Origin of the sequence: Klebsiella sp. K5-306, from assembly GCF_051835185.1 — a bacterium.
GTDB classification, from domain to species: Bacteria; Pseudomonadota; Gammaproteobacteria; order Enterobacterales; family Enterobacteriaceae; genus Klebsiella; species Klebsiella oxytoca.
On the sequence record NZ_JAIFJY010000006.1, the window covers coordinates 1 to 19919 of the forward strand.

Genomic DNA, 19919 nt, shown 5'->3' on the forward strand with positions numbered 1-19919 from the left:
TACAGGCCCGGCACATTTCCCGGAGGCGGCGCTTGAGGCGCCTGTCCGGGCTACCGGCCCGCAGTCGACGGTGAACCCGTAGCCCGGTCATACAGCAGCGCCACCGGGATGAAACAGCGCAGATGTTTCATGCCCGGCACATTTCCCGGAGGCGGCGCTTGACGCGCCTGTCCGGGCTACCGGCCCGCAGTCGACGGTGAACCCGTAGCCCGGTCAACGCAGCGCCACCGGGATGAAACAGCGAAGATGTTACAGGCCCGGCACATTTCCCGGAGGCGGCGCTTGAGGCGCCTGTCCGGGCTACCGGCCCGCAGTCGACGGTGAACCCGTAGCCCGGTCATACAGCAGCGCCACCGGGATGAAACAGCGCAGATGTTACAGGCCCGGCACATTTCCCGGAGGCGGCGCTTGGCGCGCCTGTCCGGGCGACTCCGCCTGCATTCCCCGGATTGCGACGTAAACGCCTTATCCGGGCTACCGCCTGGCAGACGACGGCGGAACTGTAGCCCGGCTAAGCGAAGCGCGAGCCGGGGACAACGGCTAGGGCATAAACCGATAGCCGATCCCCGTTTCGGTCAGCAAGTGCTGCGGACGGGCCGGGTCGGCCTCCAGCTTTTGCCGCAGGTGCCCCATATAAATCCGCAGGTAGTGGCTGTGCTCCACCGCATTTGGCCCCCAGACCTGGTTGAGCAGCTGTCGCTGGGTCAGCACTTTGCCAGGGTTGTTGAGCAGGACCACCAGCAGGCGAAACTCAATCGGCGTCAGGTGGATCTCTTCATCGCCGCGCACGATGCGGCGGGCGGGGATATCAACGTCAATATCGGCAAAACGCACTCGCGGCTCGTCGGCCTGGGCGCCGGCATGGCGACGCATCGCCACCCTCAGTCGCGCCTGCAGCTCGCCAATGCCAAAGGGTTTACTGAGATAGTCATCGGCTCCTGCGTCGAGGGCGGCGATTTTGTCCTGCTCCTCGGTGCGCGCCGACAGCACGATAATCGGCATCTGGCTCCACTGGCGAACCTCGCGAATAAACGCGTTGCCGTCGCCATCGGGCAGACCCAGATCGAGAATAGCTAAATCCGGCTTGCGGGTCGCGGCTTCGATCAGCCCGCGCTGCAGCGTCTCTGCTTCAAATACGCGCATGCCGTCGGCTTCCAGCGCGGTGCGCAGAAAGCGGCGGATAGCGTTTTCGTCTTCGATAATCAGAACGTTAATCACATTTCCTCGGCTAACTCTTCCAGTTCAGGGGGCGCTTCTCGCGGCAGTGTAACACGGAAACAGGCGCCGCCTTGCGGGCGCGTCTCGGCGCTAATCGTTCCGCCGTGCACCTCAACGATGGCCTGACAAATCGCCAGTCCCAGGCCTACGCCGGGGATCGCCGACTCTTTATTGCCGCGGGCGAATTTATCAAAGATAGCCTGTTCCTGCCCTGGAGGAATACCCGGCCCGTTATCCCACACCTCAAGCAATAAATGGTGCGGGTCGACATGCGCCGCGATGCCGATTTGCGCCTGCGGCCCGGTGTACTTCACCGCGTTTTCCAGCAGATTAATCAGCACCCGTTCAAATAGCGGGCCATCGACGTGTACCAGCAGCAGCGGGTCCGGCAGATCGAGCTGAATATGCCGCCCACCGAGCCCCGGTTCCAGCATGCGCAGCGCGCTGCCGACCACCTCTTCGAGGGTTAACCACTCTTTATGCAAATTAAAGCCGCCGGACTGAATCCGCGCCATATCCAGCAGATTATTCACCAGCCGGGTGGTGTTCAGTACGTGCTGGCGTATCTCATTGGCCTGCGGCGCGTGTTTCGACCCTTCGCTGGCAAGATCGAGGGTCAGGATCTCCGCCTGGCCGAACAGCACCGTCAGCGGGGTGCGTAAATCATGAGACAGTGCCGCCAGTAGCGAGTTGCGCAGGCTTTCCCGCTCGCTGTTCAGCCGCGCCTGCTCTTCGCTGGCGGTGAGCGTCAGTCTCTCCAGCGCGCTGGCGACCAGCAGGGTAAAGGTTTCCAGCAGGCGCTGTTGTTCGGGGATCATCAGCTGGCGCAGGTTAGCCGGCTCCACCACCACCAGCCCCCAGTTACGGGCGGCGCTTTTCAGCGGCAGGATTTGGTAGGGGACGCCGGGTAACGTATCGGTACCCGCCCCGGCGGGCAGCCCCTTATCGAAGCTCCAGCGGGCGATCGCGTCGTCCCAGGTGATGGCCGCGGTGGGTTGAGTCAATGGAGAGAGCCGGTTCATCTCATCGGGCAGCAGTAGCTGACTGCGCGCCTGAAACGTCGAGGCGATAAACCGTTCGCTGGTGGCGGCGATATCTTCACGGCTGCGGCCCACCGCCAGCGCTTTGGACATTTCGTACAGATGCCGGGTGCGCCGCTCGCGATAGCGCGCCACCCGCGCCTGGTAGCGAACGCCGGCGGTGAGGTTGCCGATAAGCAGCCCGACGGTCAGCATCACGCCAAAGGTGAGTAAATACTGTACATCTGAAACCGCCAGCGTACCGCGCGGCGCAACGAAAAACAGATCGAAGCTGACCACGTTAATCACCGTCGCCAGTACCGACGGCCAACGGCCATACACGAGAGCGATAATCACCACGCCAAGCAGATACAGCATCACCAGGTTGGCGGCCTCAAAGGCCATCAGCCACTGCATGGCGACAACGGTAATCACCGCGCACAGCGCGATGGCGACGACGCAGCCCTGGAGTTGTAGACGCCATTTATCCATCGCCGTCCGGCTATCGCTGGCGCGAGCCGGCAGGGAGGCGGCTTTTTCATCCAGCGCGATCACCACCAGATCGAGATCCGGGGCGTGACGGGCCAGCCGATCGGCGAAGCCGCCGCGATCCCACCAGCGCCTTTTCTGCTGGCGGCCAATCACTATCTTGCCGAGATTATGTTCGCGGGCGTAGTGCAGAACGGCCTTCTCTTCGGATGGATCGGAGAGGGTGGCGGTTTCCGCTCCCAGCTCCTGCGCCAGCCTGAGCGCGGCGAGAATCGCCCGCCGCTTCGCCTCCGACAGGCGGTGCAGCGACGGGGTTTCAACATACACCGCATGCCAGACGCTGCCCAATCTGGCGGCCAGCCGGGCTGCGGCGCGCACCAGCTTTTCGCTGCCGGTGTTATGGCCGATGCAGAGCAAAATGGCGTCGCGGGTATGCCAGACTTTTTCCTGGCCCTGGCGATCGCGCCAGGCGCGCATCTGCTCATCGACTCGATCGGCAGTACGGCGTAGCGCCAGCTCGCGCAGGGCGATGAGATTGCCCTTGCGAAAGAAGTTTTCAATGGCCCGCTCAGCCTGGCCGCCGATATAGACTTTACCTTCATTGAGCCGCTGACGCAGATCGTCCGGAGGCAGGTCAACCAGCACCACATCGTCGGCGGCGTCGAAAAACGGATCGGGGACGGTTTCGCGAACCTGCACGCCGGTGATGCCGCTGACGACATCGTTCAGGCTCTCGAGGTGCTGAACGTTAACGGTGGTAAACACGTCGATGCCGGCTTCCAGCAGCTCTTCGACGTCCTGCCAGCGTTTAGGATGACGCGATCCGGGCGCGTTGCTGTGCGCCAGCTCATCGACCAGGATCAGCGCCGGGCGGCGGGCCAGGGCGCCGTCAAGGTCAAACTCCTTCACGTAGCGCCCGCGGTGGGAAAGGCGGCGCTGGGGCAGGGTACTCAGCCCCTCAAGCATCGCCGCCGTCTCTTTACGCCCGTGGGTTTCCGCCACGCCAATCAGGATATCCAGCCCCTGGGCGCGCAGCCGCTGCGCTTCCGCCAGCATCGCCCAGGTTTTACCGACCCCAGCGCAGGCGCCGAAAAATATCTTTAGCTTACCGCGATGCGGGGCGGCGGCGTGTTGCAGCAGGCGATCAGGGTCCGGACGCAGCGGCTCATCACTCATCTTACTTATCCTTCAGGGCATCCAGCGACATATTCAGCTGCAGTATATTTACCACAGGTTGGCCGAGAAAACTGAGCAACGGTTTTTGCGTTGCCTCGTTCACCAGTTGCGTGACCTGCTCCACGCTGAGCTGTCGCGCTTTGGCGACGCGCGGCGCCTGCCACAGGGCGGCGGCAGGCGTCAGGCTGTAATCCAGTCCGCTCGCCGAGGCGGTGACCAGCTCCACCGGAACCGTGGCGCTGGCGTCCGGATTGGCGGCGCGCAGGGCCTGCACCCGTTCGCTGATGGCGTTGTCCAGCGCCGGATTGCTGGCGGCCAGGTTGCTGCCGCCGGAGGCCAGCGGGTTATCCGGCATCTCCGCCGTGGCGGAAGGGCGGCCCTGGAAATAGCCCGGCGCGGTAAAGTTCTGCCCGATGAGACGGGAACCGCGCACTTCGCCGTCAATCCGCACCAGCGAGCCGTTGGCCTGCTGTGGGAACCACCACTGTCCCAGCGCGGTGGTCAACAGCGGGTAGACGCCGCCGGTGAGCAGCGTTAACAGAATAAACAGTACAAGGGCAGGACGAATGAATGACATGGTTTTTTCCTCACAGCAGCCCGGTCAGGGTCAATAACAGGTCGATAGCTTTGATACCGATAAAGGGCACCAGCAGTCCGCCCAGGCCGTAGACCCACAGGTTGCGGCGCAGCATCGCCGAGGCCGTCAGCGGCTTATAGCTCACGCCCTTCAGCGCCAGCGGGATCAGGAAGATGATAATCAGCGCATTAAAAATCACCGCGCTCAGGATCGCCGAAGAGGGCGAGTGCAGATGCATCACGTTGAGCATCGCCAGCGGCGGATAGACGGCGGCAAAGGCGGCCGGAATGATGGCAAAGTACTTCGCCACGTCGTTGGCGATACTGAAGGTGGTCAGGGAGCCGCGGGTCATCAGCATCTGTTTACCGATATGTACGACCTCGATCAGTTTGGTGGGGTTAGAGTCGAGATCCACCATATTGCCCGCCTCTTTCGCCGCCTGGGTACCGGAGTTCATCGCGACCGCCACGTCGGCCTGCGCCAGCGCCGGGGCGTCGTTGGTACCGTCGCCGGTCATCGCCACCAGCCGACCTTCCGCTTGATACTGGCGGATCAACGCCAGCTTGGCCTCCGGCGTCGCTTCGGCGAGAAAGTCGTCCACTCCGGCTTCCGCGGCGATAGCGGCGGCGGTCAGTCGGTTATCGCCGGTGATCATCACCGTTTTAATCCCCATTTTACGCAGTTGGGCAAAACGCTCTTTGATGCCGCCTTTCACGATATCTTTCAGCGAGATAATCCCCAGCACCCGCTCGCCTTCGGCGACCACCAGCGGCGTCGCGCCAAGACGCGCCACTTCTTCAACCTGCTTATCGACATCGGCCGGAAAGTGGCCGCCGTTGGCCTCAACGTGGCGGCGGATGGCATCTACGGAACCTTTGCGGATCATCCGCTGGTCGATGTTGATGCCGCTCATCCGGGTCTGGGCGGTAAACGGCACAAAGGTGGCATGCAGCGACTGGAGATCGCGCTCGCGCAGGTTAAAGCGCTGTTTGGCCAGGACGACGATGCTGCGGCCTTCCGGCGTTTCATCGGCCAGCGACGACAGCTGGGCGGCATCGGCAAGGGTTTTCTCTTCCACGCCCTGCGCAGGCAGGAATGCCGAAGCCTGGCGGTTGCCGAGGGTAATGGTGCCGGTTTTGTCCAGCAGCAGGACGTCGACGTCGCCCGCCGCCTCAACCGCGCGGCCGCTGGTGGCGATGACGTTCGCGCCGAGCATGCGGCTCATCCCGGCAACGCCGATGGCCGACAGCAGGCCCCCAATAGTGGTGGGGATCAGGCATACCAGCAGCGCCACCAGTACCGTTACGCTGACCGCATTACCGCTCCAGGCGGAGAAGGGCCAGATAGTGGCGGTGGCCAGCAGGAATACCAGCGTCAGGGCAATAAGCAGGATGGTTAGCGCAATTTCGTTCGGCGTCTTGCGGCGCTGAGCGCCTTCAACCATGGCGATCATCCGGTCAAGGAAGGTTTCGCCCGGGTTGACGCTACAGCGGATCACCAGCCAGTCGGAGAGAATACGCGTCCCGCCGGTCACCGAGGCGAAGTCGCCGCCGGATTCGCGGATAACCGGCGCGGACTCACCGGTAATGGCGCTCTCATCTACCGACGCGCCGCCTTCGATAACTTCGCCATCGCAGGGGATAATATCTCCCGCTTCCACCAGCACCACGTCACCTTTACGCAGCTCTTCGGCGGGGACGTGGTCAATTTGCGCATCGTGCTGCGGCGCGCGCAGCTTACGGGCAAAGGCGGTCTTTTTGACACCTTTGAGGCTGTTGGCCTGCGCTTTACTGCGGCCTTCCGCCATCGCTTCGGCGAAGTTGGCGAACAGGACGGTGAACCACAGCCAGAGACTAATAGCGGCGGTAAATCCGGCGCTGCCGGCGATTTGCCCGCTCGCCATGGCAATGGCCAGCAGGGTGGTGAGCAGGCTGCCGATCCAGACGATAAACATCACCGGGTTACGCCACTGTACGGCAGGGCTCAGTTTTTTCACGGCGTCCAGCAGGGCCTGACGCACCAGCGTCGGCTCCAGCAGGGCTAATGATTTGCGACTCATAACAGGTTGCTCCGCAATCGCTTAAAGTAAGGAAAAGTGTTCTGCCAGCGGGCCGAGCGCCAGCGCGGGAATAAAGGTCAGGGCGCCGACCAACAGCACGGTGCCGATCAGCAGGCCGATAAACAGCGCGTCATGGGTGGCGAGCGTGCCGCTGCCGGCGGGCTGAATCTTCTTCGTCACCAGCGAACCGGCAATCGCCATCACCGGGATAATCACCGCGAAGCGGCCGACCAGCATGCAGAATGCCAGCAGCAGGTTCCAGAATGGCGTTGCCGCGCTAAGGCCGCCAAAGGCGCTGCCGTTGTTGTTCGCCGCTGAGGTGACGGCATACAGTACTTCGCTGAAGCCATGCGGCCCGGGGTTAAACATGCCCGCGCGACCGGCCTCGGTCAGCATCGCCAGCGCCGTGCCGAGGAGCACCAGCGTCGGGGTAACGAGGATCGCCAGCGCGATCATTTTCATTTCGCGGACGTCGATTTTTTTCCCGAGGTATTCCGGGGTGCGGCCAATCATCAGCCCGGCGATAAACACGGCCAGCATCACGAACAGCAGCATGCCGTACAGACCCGAGCCGACGCCGCCGAAGACCACTTCGCCTATCTGCATCAGCCACATAGGGACCATCCCGCCCAGCGCGGTAAAGGAGTCGTGCATGGCGTTGACTGCCCCGCAGGACGCGGCGGTGGTGACCACGGCAAACAGGCTGCTGGCGAGAATACCGAACCGGCTCTCTTTGCCTTCCATGTTGCTACTGCTGTCGGCGCCAAGGCTCAGCAAGTGAAGGTTGCCGCGGGTTTCTGCCCACATCACTACCGCCACGCAGACGATGAAGATGAGCGTCATCGCCCACAGAATCGCCCGACCCTGACGGCGATCGCCCACCGCCTCACCGAAAGCGAAGCACAGCGCCGCCGGAATGAGAAAGATCGCCAGCATCTGCACCAGGTTGGTCAGCGCGGTGGGGTTTTCAAAGGGATGCGCCGAGTTGGCGTTAAAGAAGCCGCCGCCGTTGGTACCCAGCATTTTTATCGCTTCCTGCGAAGCCACCGGCCCCAACGGCAGCATCTGGCGTACCCCTTCAAGCGAGGTAAATTCGTGATTCGGCGATAAACTTTGCGGCACGCCCTGCTGGATAAAGAACAGCGCAATCAGCAGCGAAATCGGCAGCAGCACCCAGAGAGTAATGCGGGTCAGATCGACCCAGGCGTTGCCCAGAGTGGTGACTTTCTGCCGGGCGTATGCGCGGGTGAGGGCAAAGATCACCGCGATGCCGGTAGCGGCGGAGAGGAAGTTTTGCACCGCCAGCCCGGCCATCTGGCTAAGGCTACTCATGGTGGCTTCACCGGCATAGGCCTGCCAGTTGGTGTTACTGACAAAGCTCACCGCCGTATTCAGCGCCAGATCCCATGACAGACCGGGCAGATGCTGCGGGTTGAGCGGCAGAGAGCCCTGAAACATCAGCAGAGCGAACAGCGCCGCCAGACCCAGCGCGTTAAACAGCAGAATCGCCACTAAATACTGGAGCCAGTTCATCTCCTGCGAACGAATCCCCGCTGCCTGCCATAAACCGCGTTCAATCCGGGCCAGACCCGGTAGCGGCATATCATTGATCATCGTCGCCAGCGCCGTACCCAGCGGACGAGCGAGGATCATTAGCAGCAGAATAAAAGTCGCGATGAGTAAAAAACCTTGAGCGGCCATCAGAATGCCTCCGCATGTATCAGGGCATAAACCAGATAAACCAGCAACAGGAACACCAGCGCTACGCCAGCGATTACGCCTGTAGTCACAATCCACCTCCGGATGTCTTTTTTGATTTACGAGGAGAATAGGAAGTCGGGCGCAAAGATTTCGCAAAAATCAGCCACGGGGGTGTAAAAAAAATATAAAAATGGCCAAAACCACAATTTAACTAATGATTAGTATTAATTTAACCTTTATGTAACTTAATTACCGGATGAATGTAAATAAATCCTGAATAGGCGTTTTTTAGTGGTCGGATGAGTAGTAAAATTACAGCCAAAGCGGTACTATTTTAAGCAGAGAAACAGATTAACTTTACCGGCTTTACTTGCCGGCCTGACAAAGGGGAGAGAAATTATGGCGTTGTACAAAACTTATCCTGCTCATATCATCTTTGCGCGTCGCGCTTTCGCCGTGGCGGCTGGCGTACTGGCGCTGCCGGTGATGCTGTTCTGGAAAGATCGCGCCCGTTTTTACAGCTGGCTGCACCGCGTGTGGGCAAAGACCAGCGAACAGCCGGTATGGATGGCGCAGGCCGAAAAAGCCTCCGCAGATTTTTATTAATAACGGCTTATGGCTAAGCGCGTGCGCGCCGCGGAAACAGGCAATGCATTGAGATTGCGGTTTATTTACCCTGTCTCCTCCGCCAGACTCGCGACACAGCGTGCCAACAGATTGCTTTATCATCATGCCGCCGGTTTATCCGGCGGTTTTTTTTTGCCATGAGTGGCTTACACTTATTCACTCCCCGAAGGTTAACCTGCGGGAGGATTAAATATACGTCGAACTTATCAATTTTCATGATGAAAGGAATGTTATGGCCACCCATCTGGTCTGGTTTCGCGCGGATTTGCGCATCCACGATAACCTGGCGCTCGCCGCCGCCTGCCGCGATCCGCATGCCAGGGTGCTGGGATTATTCATCGCCACGCCAGGGCAATGGCGTCAGCACGGTATGGCGCCGCGCCAGGCGGCGTTTATGGTCAGTCATCTGCACAGCCTGCAAGCGGCGCTGGCCGAAAAGGGGATCCCGCTGCAGATTGAACATGCTGAAGATTTCACCGCCAGCGTAGAGCTACTCGTCAGCATTTGCCGGCAGCAGCAGGTGACGCATCTGTTTTACAACTACCAGTATGAAATCAATGAGCGCCAGCGCGATGCGGCGGTGGAGAGAACCTTAGCAGAGGTGACCTGTCAGGGGTTTGATGACAGCGTGCTGCTGCCGCCCGGCAGCGTGCTGACCGGCAGCCGCGAAATGTATAAGGTATTTACGCCGTTTAAAAATGCTTTTATTCGGCGTTTACAGGAGGCGCTGCCGGAGTGCGTCGCCGCGCCGAAAGTCCGTGCGGGTGGGCCCATCACAGCCTCGTCTGCAGTAAAAATAGATTTTCCACAGACGTCATTTGATAGCGAACTGTTCGCCGCGGATGAAAAAAGCGCTATCGCCCGGCTTCGCGGCTTCTGCCAGCAAAAGGCCGCCGAATATGAACAGCAGCGCGATTTTCCGGCCATCGAAGGGACCAGCCGGCTGTCGCCGTGCCTGGCGGTGGGCGCGCTCTCGCCGCGCCAGTGTCTGCACCGCTTGCTGGTGGAGTTGCCGCGGGCGCTGGATGGCGAAGCCGGAGCGGTATGGCTCAACGAGCTTATCTGGCGCGAGTTTTATCGCCACCTGATGGTTTACTACCCGGACTTGTGTAAAGGTCGGCCTTTTATTGGCTGGACCGATAAGGTTGCCTGGCTGGACGATAAATCCGCGCTTCAGGCCTGGCAGCGTGGGCAAACCGGCTTCCCGATTGTCGACGCCGCGATGCGTCAGCTTAATGCGACCGGCTGGATGCATAACCGCCTGCGGATGATTGTCGCCAGTTTTCTGGCGAAAGATCTGCGCATCGACTGGCGGCTGGGGGAGCGCTATTTTATCGAACAGCTTATAGATGGCGATTTGGCGGCGAATAATGGCGGCTGGCAGTGGGCGGCTTCGACCGGCACCGATGCCGCGCCCTATTTTCGTATTTTTAACCCTACGACCCAGGGAGAGCGCTTCGACAAAGCGGGGCAGTTTATTCGTCAATGGCTACCGGAGCTGGCCGGGGTGCCTGAGAAAGCGCTGCATCAACCGTGGCTGTGGGCGGAGAAACAGGGCGTAACGCTGGATTATCCGCGCCCGATTGTCGATCACAAACAGGCGCGGCTGGAGACGCTGGCGGCCTGGGAAGCCGCCAGAGAAGTTAAGACTCCACCGCCAGGCGGCGAGCCCTGATCTTAACGGAGTGATACAGCCAGATAGCCAGCACCAGGCCGACGCAGGCCAGCGAGCCCCAGGTTATCTGGCTGAACACCTCAATGTAGGCATTAATTGAATAGTTGATGGCTCCGGCGGCGTCGAACGATCCCTGCGAGGTTTGATCGGCAATAACCCCAGCCAGATAGTTGGCGATAGCGCCGGAGAGCAGCATATATATGCCGGTCAGCACGCCGGTCACGCCGGGGATCTCGATACGGGTAATCTGCGACATCGCCACCGGGTCGATAAACAGTTCGGCAAACCCCATCACCGCCAGGCCCAGCACCATCAGCGGCATTGAGGAGTGCCCATAGGCGGCTGACCAACGTGCGCTAAGGGTCAGGATGCAGAACCCGGCGCTCATCAGGCCAAGGCCCAGCGCGAACTTACCCCAGATGCGCACGGTACGGTTGCCGTTGATGTTTTCTTTCACCAGCCACGCCAGAACCACCCCGCAGAGCATCACCGCAAAGGCATTGACCGACTGGAACATCGCGGTCGGAATCTCATAGCCCATAAAATGACGGTTAACAAAACGGTCGATGTACAGGCTGATGGAGCTGCCGCCCTGCTGCGCAAAGGCCCAGAACAGCAGGCTGAAGCAGGTGAGCACCATAATCAGGCGCAGCTCTTTACGCTGCCTGGCGGTCTCTGCCCGCAGGTAGATCCGCGCCAGTACCGCCAGACCAATCACCGTCGCGACAATCAGCGCGTACACCGACCACTCCTGCCAGAACAGCACGGTGATCAGCAGCGGCGCGGCGATCAGCAGAACCAGCAGCCAGCCCCAGTTCGGTAAGACAAAACTCCGCGCCCGCAGCGCTTCGCGATTCACGCCCCGGGTGTGGCGGAAATGGTGATTACCGCTGAGGAAAATCACCAGCCCGGCAATCATGCCAACGGCCGCCAGCGCGAAGCCCATCGCCCAGCTGTACTCTTGCTGTACGTAGCCGCAGGCGATTGGCGCGACGATAGACCCGACGTTGCCCGCCGCGTACATCAGCGAAAAACCGCCATCGCGACGCGGGTCTGTGGGTTCATACAGTTCACCGAGCAGACAGCTGACGTTGGATTTAAACAGCCCGTAGCCGCAGACAATAATCGCCAGCGACAGATAGAGAAAGGTGGGGGCGATTTCGCTGGCGCCGAGCACCAGATGGCCGATGGCCATCAGCAGCGCGCCGAGCATCACTGCCATACGGTTGCCCAGCAGCTTATCGGCCAGGAAGCCGCCGAGAATCGGCGTGACGTAGACTAAAGAACAGTAGGCGCTGAACAGCGCATAGGCATGATTATCGTCATACTTGAGCTGATTGGTGAGATAAAGAATGAGCAGCGCGCGCATGCCGTAAAAACTGAAGTATTCCCAGATTTGCAGCGCGACGACGTAATAAATCGCCCGCGGCTGTGAAGATTGTGTGTTCATGAAACGCTTTGTCCTGCCATAAAAATGAAAGTCGATCTTTCTGCATGAATAGCCACTCGCTAGTGATATTCATGGCCTTATAGGCTTTCTGGTTATTTAATATGCTGTAATAGTGCATAAATATACACGAATGCGCGAGGGAGTGAGTAGACAAATTGCGGGATTTTGTGAATGGGCAAAATTGGCGGCGACGCGGCAGGACTATCGACGGATTGGGCGGATACCGTTATGTTATTCCTCTGCATAAAACGATGACCTGGTGGAACGGCAATGAAAAATAGTGAACTGGAACAACTGATTAATGAAAAACTCAATAGCGCGGCCATCAGTGATTACGCACCCAATGGGCTCCAGGTGGAAGGTCGCGAGACGGTTCGGAAAATCGTCACCGGCGTAACCGCCAGCCAGGCGCTGCTTGATGAGGCCGTCCGTCTTGAGGCGGATGCGGTCATCGTCCACCACGGCTACTTCTGGAAAGGCGAGTCGCCGATTATTCGCGGCATGAAGCGTAACCGCCTCAAAACGCTGCTGGCTAACGACATCAACCTTTACGGCTGGCATCTGCCGCTTGATGCCCATCCGGAGCTGGGCAATAACGCCCAGCTGGCGTCGCTGCTCGGCATTAATGTGATGGGCGAAATTGAACCGCTGGTGCCGTGGGGCGAACTGTCGATGGCGGTCTCGGGCCTGGAACTGGCGTCGTGGATTGAAGCGCGGCTGGGGCGCAAACCGCTGTGGTGCGGCGACACCGGGCCGGACAAAGTGGCCCGCGTGGCGTGGTGTACCGGCGGCGGCCAGAGCTTTATCGACAGCGCAGCCCGCTTTGGCGTTGATGCATTTATTACCGGCGAAGTTTCAGAGCAAACCATCCATTCGGCGCGCGAGCAGGGGCTGCATTTTTACGCCGCCGGACATCATGCCACCGAGCGTGGCGGAATTCGCGCGTTAAGCGAATGGCTGACGGAAAATACCGAGCTGGATGTCACCTTTATTGATATCCCGAACCCGGCCTGATGAACGGAGGTAAAAGTGCAGCGAGCGCGTTGTTATTTATTAGGTGAAACGGCAGTCGTCCTGGAGCTTGAACCTCCGGTGACGCTGGAGAGTCAGAAGCGGATCTGGCGATTAGCCCAACGGCTGGTTGGTCATACCGAGGTGGTGGAAGCCGTTCCGGGTATGAACAACATTACCGTGATACTGCGAAATCCCCAGCAGACGGCGTGGGACGCGATCGAGCGCCTGCAAATCTGGTGGGAGGAGTGCGATACGCTCGAACCGGAATCGCGGGAGATTCTGGTGCCGGTCGTTTACGGCGGCGAAGGCGGTCCGGATTTGGGGGAAGTGGCTCGCCACAGCGGACTGAGCGAAAAGCAGGTGGTGGAGCTGCATTCATCGGTGGAGTACGTGGTGTGGTTCCTCGGCTTCCAGCCGGGGTTCCCCTACTTCGGCGGCCTGCCGGAGCGCCTGGCGATGCCGCGGCGGGCGGAACCGCGCCTGCTGGTGCCGGCGGGTTCGGTAGGGATCGGCGGAGCGCAGACCGGGATTTATCCGCTGGCGACGCCGGGAGGTTGGCAGCTGCTGGGCCGAACGCCGCTGGCGCTATTTGATCCGAAGCGCAAGGAGCCGGTGCTGCTGCGCTCCGGCGACAGAGTGCGTTTCGTCCCGCAAAAGGAGGGCGTATGTTAAAAATCATCCGTGCCGGGATGTATACCTCGGTGCAGGACGGCGGGCGTGAAGGTCTGCGTCAGCTGGGCATCAGCCGCTGCGGTGCGATGGATAAACCGGCGCTGGTTACCGCGAATCTGCTGGTGGGCAACGGGGCCAATGCCGCGGCGCTGGAGATCACGCTGGGCCAGGTGGATATTCAATTTGAACGCAGCGGCTGGTTCGCGCTCACCGGTGCCGCCTGCGAGGCGAAGCTTGACGGCGAGCCGGTGTGGGTGGGCTGGCGGACGGCGGTCAAGGCCGGGCAGCGTCTGGTGCTCAAGAATCCACAGCACGGCGTGCGCAGCTATCTGGCAGTGGCGGGCGGCATCGCGGTGCCGAAGGTGCTGGGCTCGCGCAGTACCGATCTGAAAGTGGGTATTGGCGGTCTGGAAGGTCGACGTTTGCAGGAAGGAGACCGACTGAAGCTGGGGAAATCGGATAAGCAGTTCCGCGGGCCGCGCGGGGTGAAGCAACTGCCCATCGGCAACCGCATCCGCGCGCTGCCCGGCCCCGAGTATCAGGAGTTTGACAGCGTGTCGCAGGACACTTTCTGGCGTTCGCCGTGGCAGCTTAGCCCGCAGAGCAACCGCATGGGCTATCGTCTGCAGGGGCAACCGCTGAAGCGGACGACCGATCGCGAGATGCTTTCGCACGGTCTGCTGCCTGGCGTGGTGCAGGTTCCGCATAACGGTCAACCTATCGTACTGATGAACGATGCCCAGACCACCGGCGGTTACCCGCGCATCGCGACGATTATCGAGGCCGATATGTATCAGCTGGCGCAAATCCCGCTGGGGCAGCCGATCCACTTTGTTCCCTGCTCTCTGGAGGAGGCGCTGAAGGCGCGCGCCGACCGGCAACGTTATTTTGAACAACTGGCATGGAGACTGAACGATGAAGATTGATTTAAACGCCGACCTTGGCGAAGGCTGCGCCAACGATAGCGCGCTACTGCAGCTGGTCTCTTCCGCCAATATCGCCTGCGGTTTCCATGCGGGCGATGCGGTGATGATGCTGCAGTGCGTGCGCGAAGCGCTGAAATATGGCGTCGCGGTGGGCGCGCACCCCAGCTTCCCCGACCGGGAAAATTTTGGCCGCACGGCGATGCAGCTGCCGCCGGAGACGGTTTATGCGCAAACGCTGTATCAGGTGGGCGCGCTGGCGGCGCTGGTGCGCGCGCAGGGCGGCGAACTACAGCACGTCAAACCGCACGGCATGCTCTATAACCAGGCGGCAAAAGATCCGCAGCTTGCTGACGCTATCGCCAAAGCGGTATATGACGTTGACGCCGGTCTGGTGCTGGTGGGCCTGGCGGGCAGCGAGCTGATTCGCGCCGGGCAGCGTTATCAACTGACCACCCGCCAGGAGGTCTTCGCCGACCGCGGCTATCTGGCGGACGGTAGCCTGGTGCCGCGCACCCAGCCTGGGGCATTGATCGAGAGTGAAGAGCAGTCGCTGGCGCAAACGCTGGAAATGGTGCAGCACAGCCGGGTACGCAGCATCACCGGCGAATGGGCGCACGTGGTGGCGGAAACCGTTTGTCTGCACGGCGACGGCGAGCATGCGCTGGATTTTGCGCGTCGCCTGCGCGCGGCGTTCGCCGGACGTAACATTCAGGTGAGCGCGGAAGCAGAAGAATAAAAATAATATTATTAATCAATAAATTAACAACAAACAACACTTCACAACAACATACAGGATGTAATTATGGGAGAGTCATTATCTCTCTGGCCGCTGATCGGCATTGCCGCGATCGTGGTCGGATTTGTTCTGCGTTTTAACCCGGTGCTGGTGGTTATTGTTTCCGGGATCATCACGGGTCTGACGGCGCATATGCCGATCGCGACCATTCTGGAGAAGCTGGGTGAAGGATTTCTCAATACCCGCAATCTGCCGTTTATTCTTCTGTTGCCGCTGGCGGTGATTGGCCTGCTGGAGCGGCACGGTCTGAAAGAGCGCGCGCAGACGTGGATCGCGAAAATCCGCAGCGCCACCGCTGGTCGTCTGCTAATCGTCTATCTTTTCGTGCGTGAAGTGACCGCGGCGATGGGCCTTACCAGCCTGGGCGGTCATCCGCAGATGGTGCGCCCGCTTCTGGCGCCGATGGCGGAAGGGGCGGCGGAAAAAAACTTTGGCGCCTTGCCGGGAAATGTCCGCTATCGCCTGCGCGCGATGTCGGCGGCCACCGACAACGTGGGCCTGTTCTTCGGCGAAGATATTTTCGTTGCCTTCGGGGCGATTATCTTTATGCATAACTTTATGCTGGAGTCGGGGGGCATTCAGACTGAGCCGCTGCATATTGCCCTGTGGGGGATCCCAACGGCGGTATGCGCCTTCCTGATCCACTCTGCCCGCCTGTGGCGCCTCGACCGTCATCTCCAGCGCGAGCTGGACAAGGTTAACGCCGGGCAGACGAAAGGCGGTGCCGTATGAATTTTCAGCAAACCTGGTTGTACTGGCTGGCGGGCGTCGTTCTGCTGGTGGTAGCGGTGATGTCATGGCGCGATAAGGCTAATCCGCGCAGGCTGACAACCGGTCTGTTCTGGGGTCTGTACGGCGTGGTCTTTCTGTTCGGCGACTGGACCTATGCGCTGGTCGGCGACAAGCGCCTCGTCAATATCGGCGTTGGCGTGGTGGTCGTGGTGCTGGCGCTGATCGCCGGATTTGGCGGCGTGCGTCTCGGTCGTTATCACCAGCGCTCGCAGGAAGAACGCAGCGCCAGCGCCGCGCGCCTCGGCAATCGGCTGTTTTTCCCGGCGCTGGCGATCCCGGTAGTGACGGTGATCGGCGTCCTGCTGTTTAATAATTTGCCCTCGCTGCAGGTCGCCATCTTTGGCCCGGGCAATCACGCCACGCTGATTACGCTGTTTTCAATGACCGCGGGCACGTTGATTGGTCTGGTAATGGCTATCCGCATGACCCATGAAACGGCGGTTCAGCCGTTACAGGAAGCTCGCCGTCTGCTGGATTCTGTGGGCTGGGCGTTTATTTTGCCGCAAATTCTGGCGGTTCTTGGGCTGCTGTTTACCGCCGCGGGCGTCGGCAACAGCATCTCCTGGCTGACGCAGCACTATCTGGCGGTGGACAGCCGGTTTATCGCCGTCGCCGTCTATACCCTTGGGATGGCGCTGCTGACGATGGTGATGGGCAACGCGTTTGCCGCTTTCCCCATCGTGACGGCAGGGGTCGGGATCCCGATTCTGGTGCTGCAGCACGGCGGTAACCCGGCGGTGATGGCGGCAATTGGCATGTTCTCCGGCTACTGTGGAACGCTGATGACGCCTATGGCGGCGAACTTCAATATCGTCCCGGCCGCGCTGCTGGAGCTGCCGGACAAAAACGCGGTGATCAAAGCCCAGGTGCCGACCGGCATTATGTTACTTATCGTGAACGTATTTTTGCTCTATTTCCTGATGTTCCTGTAAGGAGGGATGATGGCTGGCGTATTGATTACCGGTTTTGAACCGTTCGGCGGCGAAGCGGTTAACCCTTCGTGGGAAGTGGTAAAGCAGCTGGATGGCGCTATCATTGCCGGGCAACCGGTGGTGGCGCGGCAGCTGCCCTGCGTCTTCGGCGAGGCCCTGACGGTGCTGAACGTCGCGCTGGATGAGCTGCAGCCGCGCCTGATCCTGGCGATTGGTCAGGCGGGCGGTCGCGTCGACATCACCGTTGAACGGGTAGCGATCAACGTCGATGATGCGCGGATCCCGGATAATAAAGGTCTGCAGCCCATTGACGTACCGATCGTGGCTGACGGTCCGGCGGCGTACTTTAGCACGCTGCCGATCAAAGCGATCGTTGCCGCGCTGCGCAGCAAGGGGATCCCGGCGTCGGTATCGCAGACGGCGGGGACGTTTGTCTGTAATCACGTGATGTACGGTCTGCTGCATAGCCTGCGTAACAGCAGCGGAGTGAAGGGCGGGTTTATCCATATTCCGTATTTGCCTGAGCAGGCTGCGGCTCACCCCGGTGCCGCCAGTATGGCGGTAGAGACGGTGCGTGCGGCGCTGGAAACGGCTATCGCCGTTGCCCTGCAGCAGGATGGCGACGTGAAAATCGGCGGCGGCGCAACGCATTAACACAAGGATATTATTATGCCGGAAGGTCCGGAAATTCGCCGTGCGGCGGATAGCCTGGAAGCGGCGATTAAAGGCGAACCCCTGACTGAGGCGTGGTTCGCCTTCCCGCAGTTACAACATTATCAATCCCAGCTTGTCGGCCAGCGAGTAACACGCATTGAAACACGCGGTAAGGCGCTGTTGACCCATTTCTCCGGCGGATTAACGCTGTATAGCCACAATCAGCTGTATGGCGTCTGGCGAGTGGTGGACGCGGGGGCGCAGCCAGAAACCACGCGCGTGTTGCGCGTTCGGCTGCAGACGGCGCGTAGAGCGATTTTGCTCTACAGCGCCTCCGATATTGAAATGCTGACGCCCGAGCAGCTCGCCCGACATCCATTTTTGCTGCGGGTCGGACCGGATGTGCTCGATATGAGCCTTAGCGTTGAACAGGTTAAAGAGCGGCTGTTGTCGGCGAAATTCCGCAACCGCCAGTTCTCCGGACTGCTGCTGGATCAGGCGTTTCTTGCCGGATTGGGCAACTATCTGCGCGTGGAGATCCTCTGGCAGGTCGGGCTAACCGGTCGTCATAAAGCCTCTGAACTGGATGAAAAGCAGCTCGATGCGCTGGCGCATGCGCTGCTGGAGATCCCGCGTTTGTCCTATAACACGCGCGGTCTGGTGGACGACAATAAGCACCACGGCGCGCTGTTTCGCTTTAAGGTTTTTCATCGCCAGGGTGAGGTCTGCGAGCGCTGCGGCGGGATTATCGAGAGGACCATGCTCTCGTCGCGGCCGTTTTACTGGTGCCCCGGATGCCAGCAATAAAAAAACGCGCCTTCAGGCGCGTTTTTTGTCGCTGCGAAAGCTGACTTAGCGAGCGATATCGTTCTTGAAGTCGCGTTTTTCGTAGCCGGTATAGAGCTGACGCGGACGGGCGATTTTCATGCCATCGCTGTGCATTTCGTTCCAGTGCGCAATCCAGCCCACGGTACGCGCCATCGCGAAGATAACGGTAAACATCGAAGACGGAATGCCCATCGCTTTGAGGATGATACCGGAGTAGAAATCGACGTTCGGGTAGAGTTTCTTCTCGATGAAGTACGGATCGTTGAGCGCAATGTGCTCAAGCTCCATGGCTACTTCCAGCAGATCGTCCTTCGTTCCCAGTTCTTTCAGCACTTCATGACAGGTTTCACGCATCACGGTGGCGCGCGGGTCGTAGTTTTTGTACACGCGGTGGCCAAAGCCCATCAGGCGGAAAGAGTCGTTTTTGTCTTTCGCGCGACGGACGAATTCCGGAATGTGTTCAACGGAGCTGATCTCTTCGAGCATCTTCAGCGCCGCTTCGTTGGCGCCGCCGTGTGCCGGCCCCCACAGGGAAGCAATGCCCGCAGCGATGCAGGCGAACGGGTTGGCGCCGGAAGAGCCGGCAGTCCGCACGGTGGAGGTAGAAGCGTTCTGTTCGTGGTCGGCGTGCAGGATCAGAATACGGTCCATTGCGCGTTCCAGAATCGGGTTCACTTCATATTTTTCACACGGCGTGGAGAACATCATATTCAGGAAGTTACCCGCGTAGGAGAGGTCGTTGCGCGGATAAACGAAAGGCTGGCCGATGGAATATTTGTAACACATTGCCGCCATCGTCGGCATCTTGGAGAGCAGACGGAATGCGGCGATATCGCGGTGGCGTGGGTTATTTACATCCAGCGAATCGTGATAGAACGCCGCCAGCGCGCCGGTAATACCGCACATTACGGCCATCGGATGAGAATCGCGGCGGAACGCGTGGAACAGACGAGTGATCTGCTCGTGAATCATGGTGTGGCGCGTCACGATGGTTTTAAATTCGTCGTACTGTGCCTGGGTCGGTTTCTCACCGTTTAACAGGATGTAGCATACTTCCAGATAGTTAGAGTCGGTTGCTAACTGATCGATCGGGAAACCGCGGTGCAGCAGGATACCTTCATCACCGTCGATAAAGGTGATTTTAGATTCGCAGGATGCGGTTGAGGTGAAACCAGGGTCAAAAGTAAATACGCCTTTTGAACCAAGACTACGAATATCAATAACATCCTGACCGAGAGTGCCCTTTAGCACATCCAGTTCAATAGCAGTATCACCACCCAGGGTGATTTTTGCTTTAGCATCAGACATTTATGG

General features: G+C 59.9%; 18 protein-coding genes. 10 read left to right on the forward strand and 8 right to left on the reverse strand.

Annotation, left to right across the window (positions count from 1 at the left end; genetic code table 11):
• Positions 1-540 precede the first annotated feature (540 nt).
• The 6 genes from kdpE to kdpF are packed head-to-tail and all read right to left on the reverse strand — an operon-like array spanning position 541 to position 8328.
• The gene (gene kdpE, locus K2184_RS10995) at positions 541-1218 is read right to left on the reverse strand and encodes a two-component system response regulator KdpE (RefSeq protein ID WP_004100256.1); all 678 of its coding nucleotides are present in this window, start codon (positions 1216-1218) and stop codon (positions 541-543) included.
• A complete protein-coding gene (gene kdpD / locus K2184_RS11000) occupies positions 1215-3902 on the reverse strand; it encodes a two-component system sensor histidine kinase KdpD (protein ID WP_163525746.1) in 2688 nt (895 codons plus the stop codon). Before kdpD ends, kdpE begins: the two co-directional genes overlap by 4 nt.
• A 1-nt stretch (position 3903) precedes the next feature.
• Entirely contained in the window at positions 3904-4479 is a 576-nt protein-coding gene (gene kdpC, locus K2184_RS11005; RefSeq protein WP_016807942.1) for a potassium-transporting ATPase subunit KdpC, read from the reverse strand.
• Between the two features lie 10 nt (positions 4480-4489).
• Positions 4490-6538: a potassium-transporting ATPase subunit KdpB gene (gene kdpB / locus K2184_RS11010; protein ID WP_017146339.1), complete on the reverse strand. Its 2049-nt coding sequence runs from the start codon at positions 6536-6538 to the stop codon at positions 4490-4492.
• Between the two features lie 21 nt (positions 6539-6559).
• On the reverse strand, positions 6560-8239 hold the full coding sequence (gene kdpA / locus K2184_RS11015; RefSeq protein WP_023320577.1) for a potassium-transporting ATPase subunit KdpA: 1680 nt from the start codon (positions 8237-8239) through the stop codon (positions 6560-6562).
• A complete protein-coding gene (gene kdpF / locus K2184_RS11020) occupies positions 8239-8328 on the reverse strand; it encodes a K(+)-transporting ATPase subunit F (RefSeq protein ID WP_016807944.1) in 90 nt (29 codons plus the stop codon). Before kdpF ends, kdpA begins: the two co-directional genes overlap by 1 nt.
• Before the next feature lie 310 nt (positions 8329-8638).
• Here kdpF and K2184_RS11025 point away from each other — a divergent pair, with 310 nt between their 5' ends.
• Together K2184_RS11025 and phrB are read left to right on the forward strand one after the other, a co-directional pair.
• The gene (locus K2184_RS11025; protein ID WP_004100261.1) at positions 8639-8845 is read left to right on the forward strand and encodes a DUF2517 family protein; all 207 of its coding nucleotides are present in this window, start codon (positions 8639-8641) and stop codon (positions 8843-8845) included.
• Positions 8846-9098: 253 nt separating this feature from the next.
• Entirely contained in the window at positions 9099-10541 is a 1443-nt protein-coding gene (gene phrB / locus K2184_RS11030; RefSeq protein WP_004111435.1) for a deoxyribodipyrimidine photo-lyase, read from the forward strand.
• Here phrB and dtpD read toward each other — a convergent pair.
• On the reverse strand, positions 10510-11991 hold the full coding sequence (dtpD, locus tag K2184_RS11035; RefSeq protein WP_004111436.1) for a dipeptide permease DtpD: 1482 nt from the start codon (positions 11989-11991) through the stop codon (positions 10510-10512). The two genes, phrB and dtpD, sit on opposite strands and share 32 nt — an antisense overlap.
• Before the next feature lie 270 nt (positions 11992-12261).
• Between dtpD and K2184_RS11040 the strand changes: the two genes are divergently transcribed.
• From K2184_RS11040 to nei, 8 genes are all read left to right on the forward strand, one after another.
• Positions 12262-13005 (forward strand): type 2 GTP cyclohydrolase I, encoded by a 744-nt coding sequence (locus K2184_RS11040; RefSeq protein ID WP_004100265.1) that lies wholly within the window; start codon positions 12262-12264, stop codon positions 13003-13005.
• Positions 13006-13020: 15 nt separating this feature from the next.
• The gene (pxpB, locus tag K2184_RS11045) at positions 13021-13677 is read left to right on the forward strand and encodes a 5-oxoprolinase subunit PxpB (protein ID WP_004100266.1); all 657 of its coding nucleotides are present in this window, start codon (positions 13021-13023) and stop codon (positions 13675-13677) included.
• Positions 13671-14603 carry a 5-oxoprolinase subunit PxpC gene (pxpC, locus tag K2184_RS11050; RefSeq protein ID WP_163525747.1) on the forward strand — a complete coding sequence of 311 codons (933 nt, stop codon included), beginning with the start codon at positions 13671-13673 and terminating at the stop codon, positions 14601-14603. Before pxpB ends, pxpC begins: the two co-directional genes overlap by 7 nt.
• Positions 14593-15339, forward strand: coding sequence for a 5-oxoprolinase subunit PxpA (gene pxpA, locus K2184_RS11055; RefSeq protein WP_004100269.1), 747 nt, complete (start codon positions 14593-14595; stop codon positions 15337-15339). Before pxpC ends, pxpA begins: the two co-directional genes overlap by 11 nt.
• 66 nt (positions 15340-15405) lie before the next feature.
• Entirely contained in the window at positions 15406-16131 is a 726-nt protein-coding gene (locus K2184_RS11060) for a DUF969 domain-containing protein (RefSeq protein ID WP_163525748.1), read from the forward strand.
• Positions 16128-17123, forward strand: coding sequence for a DUF979 domain-containing protein (locus K2184_RS11065; protein WP_004100273.1), 996 nt, complete (start codon positions 16128-16130; stop codon positions 17121-17123). Before K2184_RS11060 ends, K2184_RS11065 begins: the two co-directional genes overlap by 4 nt.
• A 9-nt stretch (positions 17124-17132) precedes the next feature.
• On the forward strand, positions 17133-17777 hold the full coding sequence (gene pcp / locus K2184_RS11070) for a pyroglutamyl-peptidase I (protein WP_004100274.1): 645 nt from the start codon (positions 17133-17135) through the stop codon (positions 17775-17777).
• A 15-nt stretch (positions 17778-17792) separates the two neighbouring features.
• Positions 17793-18584, forward strand: a complete 792-nt coding sequence (nei, locus tag K2184_RS11075) for an endonuclease VIII (protein WP_016807948.1) — start codon at positions 17793-17795, stop codon at positions 18582-18584.
• Between the two features lie 45 nt (positions 18585-18629).
• Here the strand turns inward: nei and gltA are convergent, their stop codons facing one another.
• Positions 18630-19913 carry a citrate synthase gene (gene gltA / locus K2184_RS11080; RefSeq protein ID WP_004100276.1) on the reverse strand — a complete coding sequence of 428 codons (1284 nt, stop codon included), beginning with the start codon at positions 19911-19913 and terminating at the stop codon, positions 18630-18632.
• Between the last annotated feature and the right edge of the window lie 6 nt (positions 19914-19919).